This is a genomic window from Vibrio sp. 10N.247.311.12 (genome assembly GCF_041467515.1).
In the GTDB taxonomy this organism is placed as follows: Bacteria; Pseudomonadota; Gammaproteobacteria; order Enterobacterales; family Vibrionaceae; genus Vibrio; species Vibrio crassostreae_C.
This window is the reverse complement of record NZ_JBFSUV010000015.1, coordinates 28,186-45,752: the sequence shown is the minus strand read 5'-3', so window position 1 is coordinate 45,752 and position 17,567 is coordinate 28,186. Positions and strand designations below refer to the sequence as shown.

Below are 17,567 nucleotides of genomic sequence, written 5' to 3'. Positions count from 1 at the left end.
TATTAAATAAAAATAAGTCGATAAGGTAATAATATGGATAGCGCACTACTTTGGGCTTTTATTCCCACTTTTTTCTTTGTGTCAATCACGCCCGGTATGTGTATGACCTTGGCTTTGACGCTAGGAATGAGTGTTGGATACAAGCGTACATTATGGATGATGATCGGTGAATTGGCTGGTGTTGCGGTGGTTTCTATTGCTGCGGTATTGGGTATTGCATCTATTATGTTGAACTACCCGTGGCTATTTACGGGCTTCAAATTTGTTGGTGCAGCTTACTTGTTCTATTTAGGCGTTCAGATGTGGCGTTCAAGAGGCAAGCTGGCGATCAGTACTGACAACCAAACAACAAAAGTCAGCAATGATTGGGACTTGGTGGTTCAAGGCTTCGTAACGGCAATCGCGAACCCGAAAGGCTGGGCATTCATGATTTCGTTACTGCCTCCTTTTATTAACAGCAATAAAGACTTAGCACCGCAGTTGTTGATTTTAGTGTCTATTATTCTGGTTTCTGAATTTGTCTGCATGACCTTGTATGCTACGGGCGGTAAGAGCCTAAAACATATGCTGGGCAAAGCCGATAACGTTAAGTTGATGAACCGCATTGCAGGTACGTTGATGATGGGCGTTGGTGTGTGGTTGTTCGTTAGCTAATTCTGGTTAGCCTACAACGAGCAGAGATCACCGACTCAGTCGTTCCTCCTTCTCGAGGATGACGGTGCGTGATTTGGTTTGGGGTGAAGAGCAGTTTACAAAGCCGCAGACCATTAGTTGAGTCAAAGAGCGTATAGAATATAAAAAGAGCGATAGGGCGTTTGGCCTTATCGCTCTTTTTGATTTTACTTAGCTAGCGAACAGAAACTAGATAACAGTAATGTTGCTGATCTTAGTTAGATTTGCTTATTAAACCGCGATTTCACCGCCGTCTTCACGACGAATCACTACGGTAGATGCTCTTGGGCGAACGTTGCCCTGAGTCTGAGCCGTTGCATCTTCTGACGATGGCCAGTTTGCAGGGTGTTGAATGTTCACAAACAGTGATTTGTAATCAGGGCTAATGGTAAAGCCAGTTACTTCACAACCGTTCGGACCAACAAAGAAGCGTTTAAGTTGTGCTTGGTTGTTTGCATTAATTACCGCGCTGTTACCGTTGTCATCCGTTAACTGAGATGGGACAACTGCCAGCATTTGGTCATTGGTGTAGCCCGTTACTTCATCTGCGCCGTTATCAGTCTGAATCCACAAGATGCCACGAGCATCAAACGCTAAGCCGTCAGGGCTGGCGAACTGGTTCATGTCTGTTAGGCCTGAGCGGTTAATAGACTTGTCTTCCACTGCTGGAGAGCCAAATACGAAGATATCCCAATCGAACTCGCCTGCTGTTTTGCCTTCATCCCAACGAATAACATGACCGAACTTGTTGTCTACGCGAGGGTTCGCAGAGTTCGCTTCTTTACGCTTGTTGTTATTCGTTAGTGTGAGATAAGCCGTACCTGTCATTGGGTCAACAGAGCACCATTCAGGGCGATCCATTGGCGTTGCACCAACAAGGTCGGCTGCGCCTGCGGTATTAATGATAAGTGCTGCTTGAGAATCAAATGAATCACCTAGCTTACCGCCGTTTGTGGTCTTACTGCTCATAGTCAGTGGTAGCCAAGTGCCTGAACCATCATCGTTGAACTTAGCCACATACAGTGTGCCTTTGTCCATGTACTTGTCACCCGCACTTAGGCGATTGCTCGGCTCTGCATCACGCGGGTCCCATTTCTCTTCAGAAACGAATTTGTACAGGTATTCAAAGCGCGAATCGTGACCAGAGTAGAATACGATCGGCTCGCCTTCAGTCAACTTACCAAACGTACAGCCTTCGTGACGGAAACAACCCAGTGCAGAACGTTTCTTAGCGCGAGAGTTTGCTGTGTATGGATCGATTTCAACAATGTAGCCGTGACCATGTGCTTCGTTACGGTAATCGTCCATCGGTGAATCAGCGCTTGGTGTTACGTCAAAGCGTGCAAATTCGTCTAAGCGTTCTTGTTTGTTACCTGAAAGTGTGTCCCAACCGTAACGTGTTTTGTCGGTTGCGATACCAATACGCTCTTGTGCTGGCGTTGTCTCGCCTTTGTTCACGAAATAACCCGGCCAGTTTTCTTCACACGTTAGGTAAGTGCCCCATGGCGTGTAGCCATTACCACAGTTGTTCAACGTGCCACGAGCTTGGCTGCCGTCTTGTGAGAACTTGGTTTTGGTAAATTCACTGTGAGCAACAGGGCCAGACAGGTCCATTACTGTTGCGCCTGTGTAGCGGCGGTTCAGTGGATCGTTATCGACCATCACCCATTGGTTGCCTTCAAGTTTCACTCGAACAACACTCACGCCGTGCGCGTTGATCTCTTTACGTACTTCATCAAGGCTAGGGCGAGCGCCTTCGTTGTATGTTGGGCCGTTGGCGTGCAGCGCTTTTTGGTCGATGTATTCGTGGTTGATCACCAACAAACCGTCGTTGCTTTTGCCATTAAGCGGGAAGAAGTGCATGCCATCGTGATGCATGCCTAATGCGTTGGCTTGATCTTGTGCGTTGTTGGTGCCGTCTTTTAACCAAGCGTTGCCTTGTTTGTTGAGTGGAGTACCCCAAGGAACCAATACCTGTGCTGTATAGCCTTTCGGCACAACGACACTGTCTGTCAATGATCCTTTAACCGATTCGAATGAAAGTGTTGCAGTGCTTTTTTGTGCGCCCGTTGCTTGCATTGTCGCAGCGTTAGCCGTGCTGTGACCCGCTAAACCAAACGCGCCAAAGGCGGTCATTGCACTGATGCCTAAACCGCCTTTCAGAACGTTTCTTCTTGAAAGGTTTGCATCTAGAACTTCTTCGAAAGGCTTGTTGTTACTCTTATTGAATCGAGTGCTATCAAATGTTTCCTTGCTCATCGGGACTGCTTCCTGTTGGCTGACTTTATTATTCGTTATTTATGACTTACCCACTTACTAATGAATTGGTTAATAACTTGGGCTGATGTGTGAGCAATCGTGAAGCAGTTAAGTGACAGATTTTTATAGTTTTGATTAAGGTTTTGTTTCTGTAGCACGATTTTTGCTGCTAAGCCTCTCGTGCAATACAAAACTCTTGGGAATTAACGAAGAACTGTGTATAAATGCTTTATCAAATGAAAAGAGAGACAGTTATGAAATTAGATAAAATCGAAAACAAAAATCGCCGCCTACGCAAGAAGTTATACCTAGGTGAATTCGCTATTCTAGGTTTTGAAGTAAGCTGCACGACTTCGATTGCTGATTTTGACCAATACGATGTGTTCATCGATGAATTTATCGATTTTATCGACAGTATCGGCCTGTGCTTTGGTGGCGGCGGCCTTGAGCTGTTTGAAGGTTTCTTATGCTCAATTGAGCGCTACCGTTCAGTAACAGAAGCAGAACAACTGCAAGTTGCTCAATGGCTTGAAGCTCGTGCTGAAGTAAGCAAAGTGGAAGTTAGCGAACTGATTGACGCAAACTACGCGTTCTAATTTGATGTTGTGTTGTTAGCTCGATTGAAAGGCCAAATACGGCTTAGGAAAGAGTAACAACAGTACGCTAGAATAAAGGCCGAATCGTTAAATCGATTCGGCCTTTTTGCGTTTTATTCGTTCCATTTCTATTCTTTATCTTCTTTTCTATCCCTTCTGACGTAAATGATAAATTGATATTTTTCGATTAAATATTAGTACTTTATCGCTATTTTTATTTGCAGTAATAAGTTTGGATAAACTTGTGAGAGTTTTATGAGAATTCAATGAAGTTGCTGATAGATTTGATCGTCATTCTTAGAGTCAACAACACCACAGTTCGTTCTGGCAAAGGTAACGGTATATCGCTGTTATTCGTTTTGTTGGCAACGATAGGACTCGATAAAGGATGGAATCAAAATGAATAAACGTACTCAAATCAGCTTAGTGATCAGCTCGGCTATGTTGGCCTTCGGAGCGGCTCAAGTTCAGGCTGCTGAGCTTGAAGTCACTGTCACTAATGCAACGAAAGGGATCTACTTTACGCCTATCTTAGCGGCGGCTCATGACTCAAGCTTGTTCATGTTTAGAACGGGTGAAACGGCTTCTTCGGAACTAGAGTCCATGGCCGAAGGTGGCGATATTTCAGGTTTATCTGGTGTCATTGCCAACGCGGGAGGCGTGGTGGTTGAGAACCCAGCGGCCGGCATCCTCAATCCAGGCGTCGCAACTACGTTTGATATCAGTACTGGTGATTTAGAGTACCTATCATTGGGTGCAATGTTGCTGCCGACAAACGACGGCTTTGTTGGTCTAGATAGCTGGAAGATCCCAACTCAAGCGGGCACCTACAAAGCGACTCTAAATGGTTATGACGCAGGCACAGAAGCCAATGATGAGCTGGCGGGCAGTATGCCGAACCCTCCATTCATTACCTTTGGCGCTGGTGGCACAGGTGTAGAAACGGCAGTATCAAACGCTAAGGTTCATATTCATCCAGGTAACATTGGTGATGGTGATGCGGCGGGCGGCATCAGTGACCTCGATAGCAGTAGCCATCGATGGTTAAACCCTGTTGCAACTATCACCATTGTTGTGAAGTAAGGGGGATGTATGAAAGCTAGAATTCTATTTATCGCTGCATCAGTAGCTGTGTTAGCGGGTTGTCCGGACGATGACGACGATTACTATCGCTATGATGTGAGTGTTACTAACCTCACCCCCAATCAACCAATGTCACCACTCGCGGTGTTGACTCACAATACGAATTTTGATCTGTTTGAAGTTGGGCAAAGTGCCTCTGTCGATCTGGAATACTTGGCGGAAGGGGGTAGTAATGCACAATTGCTTGCGCTCAGTGACAGTGACGCCAATGTTTATCAAGGCATCTCAGGCAATGGACTGATTCTTTCAGGTGAGCAAGACACGGTGTCGATTCGTGTCGACCCAAATCAAGAAGGGTATATCTCAGTTGCTTCCATGTTGGTGAACACCAATGATGCGTTTGTCGGCGAATCCGGATTATCGCTCAAGTCATTAGCGGTGGGTGATACCTTTACTATGAACATGAATGTTTGGGATTCGGGAACTGAGCTGAACGATGAGCTTGCTGCAACCATTCCGGGACCAGCAGGCGGTGGTGAAGGTTTTAATACCACACGAGACGACACCGATATAGTGAGTTTTCACTCTGGCGTAATCAGCCAAGATGATGGCCTTACGACTTCTACTTTAAGTGCAAATCATCGTTTCCTTAACCCCGGTGCAAGAATCACCATTACTCGAACTCAGTAACAGGTTGAAAGCACGATGAAAGAATTCCTGCTCTGTTCCGGTCAATTGAAAGGTGGGCGGACTCAGAATAGAGCAGGGATCATGAATAGTGCTGCGGTAAATTTGATGGCAAACATATTGTTGGTTGAAGACGATGATGACTTGGCTGAACTGGTGCAGATGCATCTTAAGTTCCAAGGGCATAACGTAATCAGAGCTAATGTGATTGAAAAGGCTCAGGCGCTCTATAAAGAGGGTCATTTCGATTTGATCGTACTGGATCGTGGCTTACCAGACGGTGACGGACTCGATTTCTGTCGAATGTTGCGTCAGCAAGAGGATTGGACGCCAGTACTCATGCTAACCGCAAGAGACGCTGAGTTAGATAAGGTGTCAGGCTTAGAAGCCGGTGTTGATGACTACATAACGAAACCTTTCAGCGTTCTCGAGTTTCAAGCAAGAGTGAGGAACGTGCTTCGCCGTTTAAGCCATGTCGAATCAGCGACTCAAGAGGTTGTGACAGCAGAATCGATTATGAATTTTGGTGTGCTCACTATTCAACCTGAACGCCATCAGGTGTCACTCAATAACCAAGACGTACCGCTGACAGCTACCGAGTTTACCTTACTTCATTTCTTAGCAACCCGCCCGGGGCGTGTGTATAGCAAAGACGAGCTGCTCGATCATGTTTGGAATACTCATCACTCTGGCTATCACCATACCGTGTGTAGCACAGTCAACCGGCTAAGAACCAAGCTTGCGATGCCGAATAGTGATGATGATTTCATTAAAACCGTTTGGGGTGTTGGTTATAAGTTTGAGTCGAAAGCTTAGGCTTATGTGTCGCGTCCGAAGTTTACTAAAAGGCCAGTAAGACCTAAGAGCCATCGAGGAGAGAACATGAGTTTCAAATCGCGTTTAGTGTTGTTCACCAGTTTGTGGTTTCTGCTCGTGAGTGTGGTGATTGCTTATACCTATAATTGGCAAAAAGAGACCATAGAACAAAGAACTAAGCAGAGCTTACACAAAGAGCTCGCGGTTCATATGCGCGATGATAATCCTCTGATGATTGGTACCGACTACAACCCTAAAGCGCTCAAATCCATTTTCCACACCTTGATGTTGATAGGGCCAGATTTTGATATCTATTTCCTCGACAGTCAGGGCAAGATTACGACTCATGCTGCGCCAGAAGGCACTGTGTTAGCCAACCAGATAGACTTAGCACCCATTCAACAGTTTTTAAACGACGAGCCTTATCCCTTTCTGGGGGAAGATCCGATCAATCCCGGGGCTCGTAAGGTGTTTTCCGTAGCAGCGATTGAAGAGCTAGGTTCGACCGTCGGGTATCTGTACGTTTTGATTGGCAGTAATCGTCACACGGTGATTGCCAATTCGCAGGTCGATACGCCATACATTGCGCTCGCGGGGCTCATGCTGATCTCTATCTTGGGTTTTGCGGTTGGAGCTTATCTGTTGGTCAAACGTAGCCTGTTAAACCCAATAGAAGCAGTAACTAACAAGTTGCAACAACAAGCAGAGCAAGATTTTCGATTGGACCCGAACTTCATTCATCAAGTACCAGAATTGGTGCCGATTGCACGCTCGTATCAGTTGATGGCGAAGCACATTCAACAGCAATTTTTGCAACTTGAATATCAGTCGTCACATCGAAGACAAAGCTTATTACAGCTCAGTCATGATTTGAAAACGCCATTGTCGAGTGTATTGGGGTATCTAGAAACGTGGAGGATTCAAAACCCACATTCGGATCCACTCATAGATGTGGCATATCGCAATGGCAACAAGTTATCTGAACAGCTCCATTCGCTGTTAGATAGCGCCAAGAAAGATAACCCGGTACCCACATATCAATACGCTTCAATCGATTTCAATGGGCTGATGAGCGAATGCTTAGAAACGATACAAAGCAAATATCGCCATAAAAATGTTGAGTTGAACATTAATATGCCTATTGGAATCAAGGCTGTGGGTGACAGTGATCTGCTTGAGAGGTTGATTTTGAATCTGTTAGATAATGCATTGAGGCATAGCCCAAGTGGCACTGTGGTGTCGTTAGATGTTGGTTTTGAAGCGGATTCCAAACGGGTGAAGGTGGTGATTCATAATGAGGTTGAACTGGAAGCGCCGAATGGTTCTTTGGGAATAGGAACCAAGATCGCGCAGTCGATACTGATGTTACATCACAGCGTGCTAGAAACAACAAAGGCAGAGAACTCCTTTCAGCAAAGCTTTTATTTGCCTTCGGTATAGCTCTGTCTGCCTTCGTTTAGCTCGATGTATACTTACGTAGAACTAACGTTAAGCGTCTTTACTGTCTTCGTTGCCTTCGTTCACTTTCGCGTAGAAGTGAAGTAGCTCAGTTAATTCTTTAACCCAGCCAAACGCATCTTTAGGTGCGTTCTTTAAGATCTTTTCTACTTTCTCACAGTGCACTTCGATTGCGATTGCTTCTTCAAGGTTGAAAGAAATTGAGTAGAAGTGCCAAAGCAGTAGGCGAGTCATTCGCTCGATGTTCTGTTGCGAGTTATCCGACTCTGAGAAGGCTAGGTTTACTTCACCAAGCGCGATAGCGGTCATTCGAAGCATTGCGTCAAATTTTGCTGATTGCATGCGCTCTTCGCTGGTGACTTCTTCTTGCTCGAACGTAAACAATTCCGTCATTGCATCTTCAGGAACAAGGCGATGAATCATTCTTAAACTAAATTCTTCTAGTTCATGGCGAGGCATGGTGATTAAGCAATTTAAGGTGTAGTCGCGTTGCATGGTGTTCTCTTGGATCTGCAAAAAGGTCGGACAGTTTAATGGAGAAGCGAGCTCAGAAAAAGCAGATTTTAGATAAGCCTACGTTTGTGGGCTTATCTGTGTACTACAAGCCCTAAAATCGATGCTTAGGGGAACTGTATTTAGGTTTGAACGCAGTATCAGGCTTTGCTGTGGCTTGGCGGTTGGTACTGCATCGACTGGTCGTTTCTCATGAATATGTTGCTCGCGACCAAACTGCCGATGCAAATAGAACCAAGGGCGAGCCAAGTCATCGCATCAGGAATCTCGTTGAATAGTGGGATCGCCAACAAGGTCGCCACTGCGGGTGTTGCACTGCCAAAAGCGGCAGAGCGTTCAGCCCCTAAGGTATTAACCGCATAAAGGTAAGTGAACGCAGCGATTAAACCCGCCCCAACGCCTTGCACTGTTGAATGAACGGCAAGCTCCGTGAAGGGCCAATTAGCGATTGGTGTGTCCATTAGGTGGCTTGGGAGGTTTCCAGTCAGAATTAGGACGAGTAAAAGCAAAGTAGAACAGAGAGAAATAAAACCGGCACTGACTAACGCATTAAGATTAGCGACACGGGCTGAGATGGTGAACATCGCCCACATTAAGCTTCCGCATAAAAACAATAAATGACCTTTGGTGTATTCAAAGTTGAAGCTGCTTAAGCTACTTCCTAAAAACAACAGTATACCGAGTAAAACCAAACCTAAACCAACAACACGGTGTCGGCTGAGTGGTTGCTTAAAAAAGAGTACCGCAATTCCTGTGACGAACAGAGGGAGCGTGCCCGGAACAAGAGCACTGCCATGTGAGACCGGAACAAACTGCATGGCCGTTCCGGCAACAAGCAGATAAGGCAATCCGCTACCGACAAACATACCCGTTAGATACCGTTTAGGGACGACGGCAATCGCGCTGCGTGCTTTCCACATCAAAGGCAATAACACCAAAGCCGGTATGAGAAATCTTGTGAGGGCGATATCTGCAGGTGTTAAATCTGAATTTGCGCCGCCTTTAAGAGACAGGAAAAAGCTCGCCCAAATGAGTAGGGTGACAGTAATAGATAAGTAGCCAAGATTCATAATATTGAAGGAGAGTGGGTGATGACTCATTATGGAACAGTTGTTGTGCCACAGGTTGGCAAGTTTTGGCCTAACTTAAACTATCGTTGATGATTTCTGCTAATATTCACCAAATAATTAACGGATTTAACTAATGTTTGGCATTTACTATGGATAGAATTGATAGACATCTTCTCGAACTGCTACAAAAAGATGGCAGGTTAACCACGGCTGAACTTGCTGATGAAGTGGGTTTATCACCTTCGCCTTGTGCAAGACGAGTCAAAAGGCTAGAAGAAAAGGGCATTATTGACGGTTATCGTGTGAGCTTGTCACGAGAACAAGTCGGCATCGCAATGAGTGTGTTTGTTGAGGTGAGCCTAAACAACCACCAAGAAGTGTCGATAGATAAGTTTGAGGCGGCTGTTGTAGAGATGGAAGAGGTGATCAGTTGCCACGTTGTATCTGGGGCTTATGACTATTTGCTAGAAGTGGTTAGCCCGAACTTGATGGCCTACGAGGCATTTACAAGAAAACTTCAAAGGCTCTCTAACGTCAAAGATATTCATACCCACCTTGCGATAAGACAAGTAAAAGGCAATGCACCACTGCCAATTTATACCGATTAAGCCAAACTCTGAGCAGTAACACGAAGGCAGAATGAGCTGAAAACGAAATGGTTTACTCCTGAAGTAGAAGCGCGGTCAATATCAAAAATCATCCATTAAGTGTCAGGCTTCAGGCAATAAAAAACGGAGCACCTCGTGAAAGGTACTCCGTATATGATAGGTGCAAAACTTAGTGATACTTAAAGTTAGAGATTGAACAATCCCCAGTTTGTGCATTAATTCTGAATGAAAAAGCATGTGAATGATAATCCACGCCGTCATTCCAAATTGTCTCTCCAAATATCTTACATAGCTCTAGCTCACTTACTGAACCGTACTCTTCCATGTGTTTAGCTACAGATAAAAGTTTACCTCTTATCTCTGCAGTCCATTCCGTGTTACTCAAGCAGTTGAAAGCCATAGTCTTTTGCATATTACCTAGCCAAAATGTTTCTTGTTATTAAGTTATATGAAGATTCATGATAACAATTTTCTGGCGTTTGTAAATCTATTTTGTGATGAATATCTCACATACTCGCTTGCATTGGTCGGAAATTGAACTTCATTGTTGATAGATAGCACATTACTTTCACAACCTATTGATAAAGCTTTGATTAACGAGTTCTTAGAATATTATGAATGGGATTGAGCATATTTATCGGAAAAGTCCAGTCGAACGAGTGAGAGAATCTAATGGTGATTTCAGTTTGATGCACCGTTTGCTGGTTGGTTTATGTGGCGGGCTTCGTCAATCATCGTCGCTTCTCTGCGGTATTTTGAAGACAGCTGACGGAATTTTTCACTGAGTGTATGGAGATCTCGGGAGAGTGATTGTGAGCTTTGGACGTGCACTTGCGCGCTTTCTGCCTGGCGTGGGAGTCTTGCTTTGGTGCAGTGTTTGGCGACGGCTTGCCATGAATACGCTAGAGAGTCAGCGCCTTCAAGTTCACTAGACACAACATACGCCTGTTGTAGCAAAACCTCGGAGACGTCATACGCGGTATTCATATGACTATTGAGCTGCACATTAAACCTTTCTTCATACTTTGCCCAAAGCTCAATGATCTGCTTTTCATTAAAGTGCTTAGATAACAATGTCTGTGACTCATAGGTTGAAAGAACTTGGTTGAACTCTTTGGTGTACTGATTATAGCGACCTTCAAAAGAGAGCTGACGATCCAACAGTGTTTGCCAGTTTTCACGGTCACAATGATTCGCTAGAGCGACATTGGCACTAAAAGTTGCGCTTACAATGATAACTTTCCCCCAAAAACTCATGACTTTCCTCTACTTACCGTGCGCTCTATTGAGAGTATAGATGAGCAGCAGCATGAGTTGATGTACACTTGAGACATACCTATAACGGAAGAGCTGGTGGATTTGATGAAAAAAGCGCTGATCGCTTTACTTGTGTTGTTGATATTGGGCGGAGGGGGAGGAGCGGCATACTACTTCTTGGTCATGAATAAAGACCCAATCCCACAAGAGAAAACGGAAGAGCCGGCGTTAGAAGCTACCGAGCAATCTGAATCTGAGCTTGTACCCATCATGGATCTTCAGCCTGAACCCGAGCAGACGGAATTTTACGTTTTGGAGAGAAAGCTTGAAGTGGTCGAGCAACCTGAAATTGATGGCTTGATAACGGATTACCTCTACAAAGGGGAAAAGGTGGAGGTACTCGAGAAACAGGGAGAATGGGCTCGTATCTCAGACTATATTGTCCTTAAAGATGGCGGCCCACAGACGGCGGAATGGGTCTCTATGTCAGGCTTATCGAATGATGAAGTCATTATTTCGGAAAAAGAAAGCAAAGAGATATTGGATTCCTATTTGGTTAAGTCTGATGACCTCAAGATCCATCAAGAAAAATTCCGTAATTCGGTGGCTAAACTGATCTCTGAGGGGGAGTGTGCCCCAAGTGATTTTGAAGAATTAGGCGGATGGGTGAAATCTGTTAAGTACAGCAATCGAGATGTCTATTTTATTTATTGTGGTGGGTTGTCCCTTGAAAACAAAATTTATCTTGATGTAAATACAAATGAAATATTTACGAAGTGAGATCCCAAGCTCAATTTATTAATGCTATTTACTTAAGCCCACTCATAGATTGAGTGGGCTTTTTCGTCTATTCATAATGCTCATCGTCCCCATTTAGAACGTTAATTATATTGAAGCTCATATAGAATCATTAGGAACCATTTATTAATTTCTAATAATAGTTTTGTTATTATTCTCGTGATCAATCATTTCAAATTCCCACATTGCATTATTCTTGAAACAAGCTGAGAGATATAGATTTATCTCGTATTAACAAAGGCTTATCTGCTTGTTGATAAAAGCAAAATTAAACAAACCTTATTAATATCAGAGCTTTGTGTTAATTTACATGTTCGCAACATTTCATTAATTTTGGGATGCAAGTCTAGTTTTTAATCATAATACGAAAATATTTTATATTTGTAATAATACTTTTTGATTTTGAGTTGTAGGGTTTAATTAAAGCAAAACGTAAAGTTTAATTATCAGCTAAGACATTATCTTATTAATATCATTGTTATTTAATTGCTTGTAAGGGATGGAACCATTAATGAAAAAGCTTGCTTTAATTACAGGGTCAAAAGGCGGTATCGGCTCAGCAATTTCCTCTAAATTAGTTGCAGACGGCTATCGTGTTATCGCGACTTATTTTACTGGAAATTACCAATGTGCCTTGGATTGGTTTAACGAAAAACAATTCACCGAAGATCAAGTGAGATTGTTTGAATTAGATGTTACCAATACTGCGGAATGTGCGCTGAGCTTAAGCAAGTTGTTAGAAGAAGAAGGCACGGTGGATGTGCTGGTCAATAACGCAGGTATTACACGTGATAGCGTCTTTAAAAAGATGGATGCCGAAGCGTGGAAAGATGTGATTGAAACGAACTTAAACAGTTTGTTCAACGTGACTCAACCTTTGTTCGCTCCTATGTGTGAAAAGGGTAACTGCCGTGTCATCAACATCTCTTCCGTCAATGGTCTTAAAGGTCAATTTGGACAGACTAACTACTCAGCAGCGAAAGCTGGAATGATTGGTTTTTCTAAAGCTTTGGCTGCAGAAGGCGCTCGTAGCGGCGTAACCGTGAACGTGATTGCCCCTGGCTACACAGCAACTCCTATGGTTGAGCAAATGAAGCCTGAAGTACTGGATTCAATCAAGAACCAAATTCCGATGAAACGCTTAGCAACACCTGTTGAAATTGCAGACGCAGTGGGCTTTTTAGCGAGTGAATCTGGCGCGTACATTACAGGCGAAACATTGTCTGTGAATGGCGGCTTGTACATGCAGTAATTGGCGAAACTGAAGGGGTTGGAATGATGGAAAAAGTATTTATTGTTGCGGCTAAGCGCACTCCTATTGGTGCATTTACCGGGTCGCTAAAAAACGTATCTGCGGGTGAACTGGCTGGCGTTGCGATCAAAGGTGCACTTGAGTCTGTCGATCTTTCGTTAGATGCGATTGATGAAGTAATCGTCGGCAACGTGATTTCGGCAGGTCAAGGCATGGGGGTTGCTCGTCAGGCTTCCATCTATGCAGGGCTTCCTGAGGAAACACCAGCATACGGCGTGAACATGATTTGCGGCAGCGGAATGAAATCAGTGATGGACGCAGCGGCGCACATCAAAGCACAAGATGCTGAAGTGGTTATTGCTGCTGGCGTTGAAGTGATGTCACAAATTCCTTTTGTGGTACCAGCGAGCGTTCGTAATGGTCACAAAATGGGTGACATCTCAATGAAAGACTTACTGGTTGGTGATGGCTTAACCGATGCGTTTAATCACTACCACATGGGCATGACCGCTGAAAATATCGCGAACACGTTGAATATTTCGCGCCTAGCTCAAGATAACTATGCCTTAGAAAGCCAACAAAAAGCCGTTGCTGCGATTGAGGCGGGTAAGTTTAACGAGCAAATCGTGCCTGTAGAAGTTAAGCAGCGCAGACAAACCGTCACTTTTGATACCGATGAGTATCCGAAGTCAGACGCGACATTCGAAGGTCTGCAAAAGCTTCGTCCAGCTTTTGACCGTGAAGGGTCTGTTACGGCAGGTAACGCTTCGGGCATCAATGATGGCGCGAGTGCAATCATCTTAGCCTCAGAGAGTGCAGTAGCGAAATACGGACTGACACCACTGGTAGAGCTAACGAGCTACGCACAGTCTGGATTAGATCCAAAGATTATGGGGTTAGGCCCAGTAGAAGCCGTTTCTAAAACGCTTGATAAGGCGAATCTCACTCTAGAAGAAGTAGATTTGTTTGAATTGAATGAAGCGTTTGCAGCACAAGCTCTTGGCGTAATGTACCAATTGTCAGAGCAGCATGACTTACCGCTTGATGAGTTCAAGCCAAAGGTCAATGTGAATGGTGGTGCAATCGCGCTTGGCCATCCTTTAGGTGCTTCAGGCAATCGAATTATTGTTGCACTCATCCATGAAATGCTTGAACAGAAAACGACTTATGGCGTTGCTTCACTCTGTGTGGGTGGGGGAATGGGAACCGCTGTTTTGCTAAAAGGTATTGAAGGTTAGAGCCTGATATATCGGTAGCAAGCTTAAATATCGGATCAGCTTTTCAAAGCATCGCGAGTTAATCGATGAGCGTTGGCTGAAACGATAGTGACACAAATTTATTAAACTATGTATTCATCAGGAGTTACTTATGTACACGGATATTTTCAAAACAATTACTGACCAAACTGAAAAGCAATTTGAACCGTACTTAAAGTTCAACAAGTTGGTTGCAAAGAACGTCCAAACGATGACAGAACTGCAAATGAATGCAATGCAGACTTACACGAACATGGGTCTTGCGCAAATGAAAGCAGTGACTGAAATCAAAGACGTGACTAGCCTAACGGCGTTCAACAGCCAGCAACTAGCAGCGCTAACTCAATTGTCTCAACAGATGATGAGTGATAGCTCAAAAATGCAAGCTGCTGCAAAAGAGTTCAAAGAAGATGTTGAAACACTAACAACTGAAAACTTGAAAACAGTTACACCTGCATAAATAAAATCGCCATCGAGTCAGCACAGTGTTTACTGTGAGGCTCGGTGGCGATTTTCCGATTATTGGAGTCATGTTATGTTTCAACACTTCTTTTCGGACTACCTTGTTAAACTTCAACAAACAAACCAGCAATGGTGGGAAAACTTTGAACAAAACAAGGAAGCCGCGCAATCTCCCCTAAATCAAGCGATGCAAGAGTTGAATTTTGATGATGCGTCAAAAATCTTCGAGCAAGCCGCCAACCAACCCGCCGTTCTGCTTCAGTTACAATCTCAATGGTGGGAGCAGCAACTTAAGATTTGGCAAAATGCCGCACTGATGGGTAATACCGAAAGCGTCATTACTGAAGAGCGCAGTGATAAACGCTTTATTGATGAAGCGTGGAAAAATGACCCGTTTTACAGCTTTATCAAGCAGTCTTATTTGTTATTCAGCAAAAGCTATATAGACACCATTAATTCAATCGAAGGCATAGACGAGAAAACCAAGGAACGTGTGGCGTTCTTTTCACGTCAGGCTATCAATGCTCTTTCTCCTAGTAACTTCATTGCGACTAACCCAGAGTTGATGAAGCTAACGCTTGAGCGCAATGGTGAGAACTTGCTAGATGGGCTAGAGCAGCTACAAGCTGACGTTGAAGCGAGCGCGGATATCCTCAAGATCCGTATGACCAACAATAATGCCTTCCGATTAGGTGTTGATGTTGCGAACACGGAAGGTGATGTCGTTTTTCAAAATGATCTGTTCGAGCTTATTCAATACTACCCAAAAACACCTCAGGTGAACGCCACGCCTTTGTTGATCGTTCCTCCATTCATCAATAAGTACTACATTCTCGACCTTCGTGAAAAGAACTCAATGGTTCGTTGGTTGCTTGAGCAAGGGCACAGCGTCTTCATGATGTCTTGGCGCAACCCAGGTGAAGCGCAAAAAGACTTAGAGTTCGGTGACTATGTCACGGAAGGCGTAGCGAAAGCCGTGACGGCAATTGAAGATATCACGGGTAAAGAGCAAATCAATGCTGCAGGTTACTGCATTGGTGGTACTGTTCTCGCTTCAACGGTCGCTTACTATGCTGCTAAAAGAATGAAGAAACGCATTAAAACTGCGACCTTTTTTACGACTCTATTAGACTTCTCTCAGCCGGGAGAGGTTGGCGCATATATCAATGAAACGATCATTAACGCCATTGAGAAACAGAACGATGCTAAAGGATTCATGGATGGTCGTTCATTAAGCGTGACATTCAGTTTGCTTCGTGAAAACAGCCTGTACTGGAACTACTACATTGATAACTACCTAAAAGGCAGCAGCCCAATGGAGTTTGATCTGTTGTACTGGAACAGTGACAGCACTAACGTTGCTGCTAAATGCCATAATTTCTTGCTGCGTGAGCTTTACCTTGAGAATAAACTTGTTCAAGACAAAGGCGTGAAAGTAGGCGGTGTCTGGATTGATCTCAATAAGATAAAAATACCAAGCTACTTCATTTCAGCGAAAGAAGATCATATCGCGCTTTGGCAGGGGACTTACCGTGGTGCCTTGAATACCGGTGGCAACAAGACGTTCGTGCTTGGTGAATCTGGTCATATCGCGGGTATTGTTAACCATCCAGATAAGAAGAAGTACGGGTTCTGGCTGAATGACAACCTAGACGACTCGGCGGATGAGTGGCTAACTAATGCGACTCATAATGAGGGGTCTTGGTGGACACACTGGAATCAGTGGCTACAAGGTTTTGAAACTGACGAAAAAATCGAACCTTTCAATCAAGGCTCAGAGCTTAATCCTGTGATTGGCAAAGCGCCAGGCAACTATGTAAAACAGGTGCTGCCGATTGTCGATCAAGAGCAGGTTGATAAAGAGACCGCAGAGAAAGAAGCGCCAGAAAACGAAGCTTAGGGCGTTAAGTCACATTCAATTATAAAGATACACAACGTCAGATAATAAAAAAGCCACTGAAATCAGTGGCTTTTTCGTATCAACTCATATCAGAATTATCTGGTAGAAGTTGATGGAATCTCGATTGTTAATCGATTTCTTTGTCTTTACCCATAGATAAAATCCAAAGAGATACGGCTGCAACAGCTGCAAAGCCACCAAGAATGATAACTGGCATAGCGCTGTAACCTAGGATGTGCCAAATTACGCTTTCTAAAGTACTCATTCAATCGCTCCTTATTGCCAGCCTTCAACGCCGTGCATGTCTGGTAGTTTGTGTGCAATACCTTTGTGACAGTCTACACACGTTTTTTCACCAGAAGCTAGCGCAGTCGAGTGTTGTTTCGCACTACGGGGGCTCTGCTCTGAGAAGTCCATGTAATCAAACTGGTGACAGTTACGACACTCAAGTGAATCGTTCTTCTTCAAACGAGCCCATTCGCGCTCAGCTAAGTGATGACGACGCTCTTTGAATTTCTCAGGCGTATCAATTGTCTTAGCAATAAAGTGAGCGTATAGCTCTTTTGATGCTTGAACTTTACGAACGATTTTATCAGTCCACTCATGCGGTACGTGACAGTCTGAACAGATTGCACGAACACCAGAACGGTTAGAGTAGTGAATTGTCTCTTGGATTTCAGCAACGATAGGTGCGTGACAGCCAGAACAGAATTCTTCCGTGTTGGTTGCCTCCATACCCGTGTTGAATGCACCCCAGAACAAAAGACCACCCGAGAAACCCAAGAACAAAACAACGCCTACGGCTGCTTTGCTTGGTGTCGCAAGTCTTTTCCAAAACGCTTTTAATAATTTCATATAATAGCCTCTCTACAATACGGCT

20 protein-coding genes are annotated in these 17,567 nt (G+C 44.2%); 13 read left to right on the top strand and 7 right to left on the bottom strand.

Going from position 1 to position 17,567, the window contains the following annotated elements; genetic code table 11:
* Positions 1-33: 33 nt before the first annotated feature.
* Entirely contained in the window at positions 34-654 is a 621-nt protein-coding gene (locus AB6E30_RS08665; protein ID WP_004731394.1) for a LysE family translocator, read from the top strand.
* Between the two features lie 249 nt (positions 655-903).
* On the opposite strand, the gene AB6E30_RS08660 is transcribed toward AB6E30_RS08665, so the two are convergent.
* Positions 904-2,931 carry a PhoX family phosphatase gene (locus AB6E30_RS08660; protein WP_372103284.1) on the bottom strand — a complete coding sequence of 676 codons (2,028 nt, stop codon included), beginning with the start codon at positions 2,929-2,931 and terminating at the stop codon, positions 904-906.
* Positions 2,932-3,185: 254 nt separating this feature from the next.
* Here AB6E30_RS08660 and AB6E30_RS08655 point away from each other — a divergent pair, with 254 nt between their 5' ends.
* The 6 genes from AB6E30_RS08655 (at position 3,186) to AB6E30_RS08630 (ending at position 7,553) form a co-directional block, all read left to right on the top strand.
* A complete protein-coding gene (locus AB6E30_RS08655; protein WP_102333496.1) occupies positions 3,186-3,527 on the top strand; it encodes a YggL family protein in 342 nt (113 codons plus the stop codon).
* Positions 3,528-3,793: 266 nt separating this feature from the next.
* Complete coding sequence (locus tag AB6E30_RS08650; RefSeq protein ID WP_017067451.1) at positions 3,794-3,934, top strand: hypothetical protein; 141 nt, start codon at positions 3,794-3,796, stop codon at positions 3,932-3,934.
* Positions 3,927-4,610, top strand: coding sequence for a spondin domain-containing protein (locus AB6E30_RS08645; protein ID WP_065583911.1), 684 nt, complete (start codon positions 3,927-3,929; stop codon positions 4,608-4,610). Before AB6E30_RS08650 ends, AB6E30_RS08645 begins: the two co-directional genes overlap by 8 nt.
* 9 nt (positions 4,611-4,619) lie before the next feature.
* Positions 4,620-5,300 carry a spondin domain-containing protein gene (locus AB6E30_RS08640; RefSeq protein ID WP_017072230.1) on the top strand — a complete coding sequence of 227 codons (681 nt, stop codon included), beginning with the start codon at positions 4,620-4,622 and terminating at the stop codon, positions 5,298-5,300.
* A gap of 81 nt (positions 5,301-5,381) precedes the next feature.
* Positions 5,382-6,113, top strand: a complete 732-nt coding sequence (locus AB6E30_RS08635) for a response regulator transcription factor (protein ID WP_017067448.1) — start codon at positions 5,382-5,384, stop codon at positions 6,111-6,113.
* A 66-nt stretch (positions 6,114-6,179) separates the two neighbouring features.
* Complete coding sequence (locus AB6E30_RS08630) at positions 6,180-7,553, top strand: sensor histidine kinase (protein WP_372103282.1); 1,374 nt, start codon at positions 6,180-6,182, stop codon at positions 7,551-7,553.
* A 48-nt stretch (positions 7,554-7,601) separates the two neighbouring features.
* Here the strand turns inward: AB6E30_RS08630 and AB6E30_RS08625 are convergent, their stop codons facing one another.
* Both AB6E30_RS08625 and AB6E30_RS08620 read right to left on the bottom strand, forming a co-directional pair.
* Positions 7,602-8,066 (bottom strand): hypothetical protein, encoded by a 465-nt coding sequence (locus AB6E30_RS08625; protein WP_017062624.1) that lies wholly within the window; start codon positions 8,064-8,066, stop codon positions 7,602-7,604.
* Positions 8,067-8,224: 158 nt separating this feature from the next.
* Positions 8,225-9,154, bottom strand: coding sequence for a DMT family transporter (locus tag AB6E30_RS08620; protein ID WP_372103317.1), 930 nt, complete (start codon positions 9,152-9,154; stop codon positions 8,225-8,227).
* A 149-nt stretch (positions 9,155-9,303) separates the two neighbouring features.
* On the opposite strand from AB6E30_RS08620, the gene AB6E30_RS08615 reads away from it, so the two are divergent.
* Positions 9,304-9,762: an Lrp/AsnC family transcriptional regulator gene (locus AB6E30_RS08615; RefSeq protein ID WP_017062622.1), complete on the top strand. Its 459-nt coding sequence runs from the start codon at positions 9,304-9,306 to the stop codon at positions 9,760-9,762.
* 169 nt (positions 9,763-9,931) lie between these two features.
* On the opposite strand, the gene AB6E30_RS08610 is transcribed toward AB6E30_RS08615, so the two are convergent.
* Both AB6E30_RS08610 and AB6E30_RS08605 read right to left on the bottom strand, forming a co-directional pair.
* Positions 9,932-10,174, bottom strand: coding sequence for a hypothetical protein (locus AB6E30_RS08610; protein ID WP_372103280.1), 243 nt, complete (start codon positions 10,172-10,174; stop codon positions 9,932-9,934).
* 269 nt (positions 10,175-10,443) lie between these two features.
* On the bottom strand, positions 10,444-11,019 hold the full coding sequence (locus AB6E30_RS08605; protein ID WP_372103277.1) for a hypothetical protein: 576 nt from the start codon (positions 11,017-11,019) through the stop codon (positions 10,444-10,446).
* Positions 11,020-11,115: 96 nt separating this feature from the next.
* On the opposite strand from AB6E30_RS08605, the gene AB6E30_RS08600 reads away from it, so the two are divergent.
* From AB6E30_RS08600 to phaC, 5 genes are all read left to right on the top strand, one after another.
* Positions 11,116-11,799, top strand: coding sequence for an SH3 domain-containing protein (locus AB6E30_RS08600; protein ID WP_136979884.1), 684 nt, complete (start codon positions 11,116-11,118; stop codon positions 11,797-11,799).
* 529 nt (positions 11,800-12,328) lie between these two features.
* A complete protein-coding gene (locus AB6E30_RS08595) occupies positions 12,329-13,069 on the top strand; it encodes an SDR family oxidoreductase (protein ID WP_017062618.1) in 741 nt (246 codons plus the stop codon).
* Between the two features lie 26 nt (positions 13,070-13,095).
* Positions 13,096-14,307, top strand: a complete 1,212-nt coding sequence (locus AB6E30_RS08590; RefSeq protein WP_102320772.1) for an acetyl-CoA C-acetyltransferase — start codon at positions 13,096-13,098, stop codon at positions 14,305-14,307.
* 130 nt (positions 14,308-14,437) lie between these two features.
* The gene (locus tag AB6E30_RS08585; RefSeq protein WP_017062616.1) at positions 14,438-14,785 is read left to right on the top strand and encodes a phasin family protein; all 348 of its coding nucleotides are present in this window, start codon (positions 14,438-14,440) and stop codon (positions 14,783-14,785) included.
* Positions 14,786-14,860: 75 nt separating this feature from the next.
* Positions 14,861-16,687 (top strand): class I poly(R)-hydroxyalkanoic acid synthase, encoded by a 1,827-nt coding sequence (gene phaC, locus AB6E30_RS08580; RefSeq protein ID WP_017072236.1) that lies wholly within the window; start codon positions 14,861-14,863, stop codon positions 16,685-16,687.
* 127 nt (positions 16,688-16,814) lie between these two features.
* Here the strand turns inward: phaC and AB6E30_RS08575 are convergent, their stop codons facing one another.
* Positions 16,815-16,952: a TIGR02808 family protein gene (locus AB6E30_RS08575; RefSeq protein WP_372055221.1), complete on the bottom strand. Its 138-nt coding sequence runs from the start codon at positions 16,950-16,952 to the stop codon at positions 16,815-16,817.
* Positions 16,953-16,963: 11 nt separating this feature from the next.
* Positions 16,964-17,542: a NapC/NirT family cytochrome c gene (locus AB6E30_RS08570; protein WP_017069144.1), complete on the bottom strand. Its 579-nt coding sequence runs from the start codon at positions 17,540-17,542 to the stop codon at positions 16,964-16,966.
* Positions 17,543-17,567 lie beyond the last annotated feature (25 nt).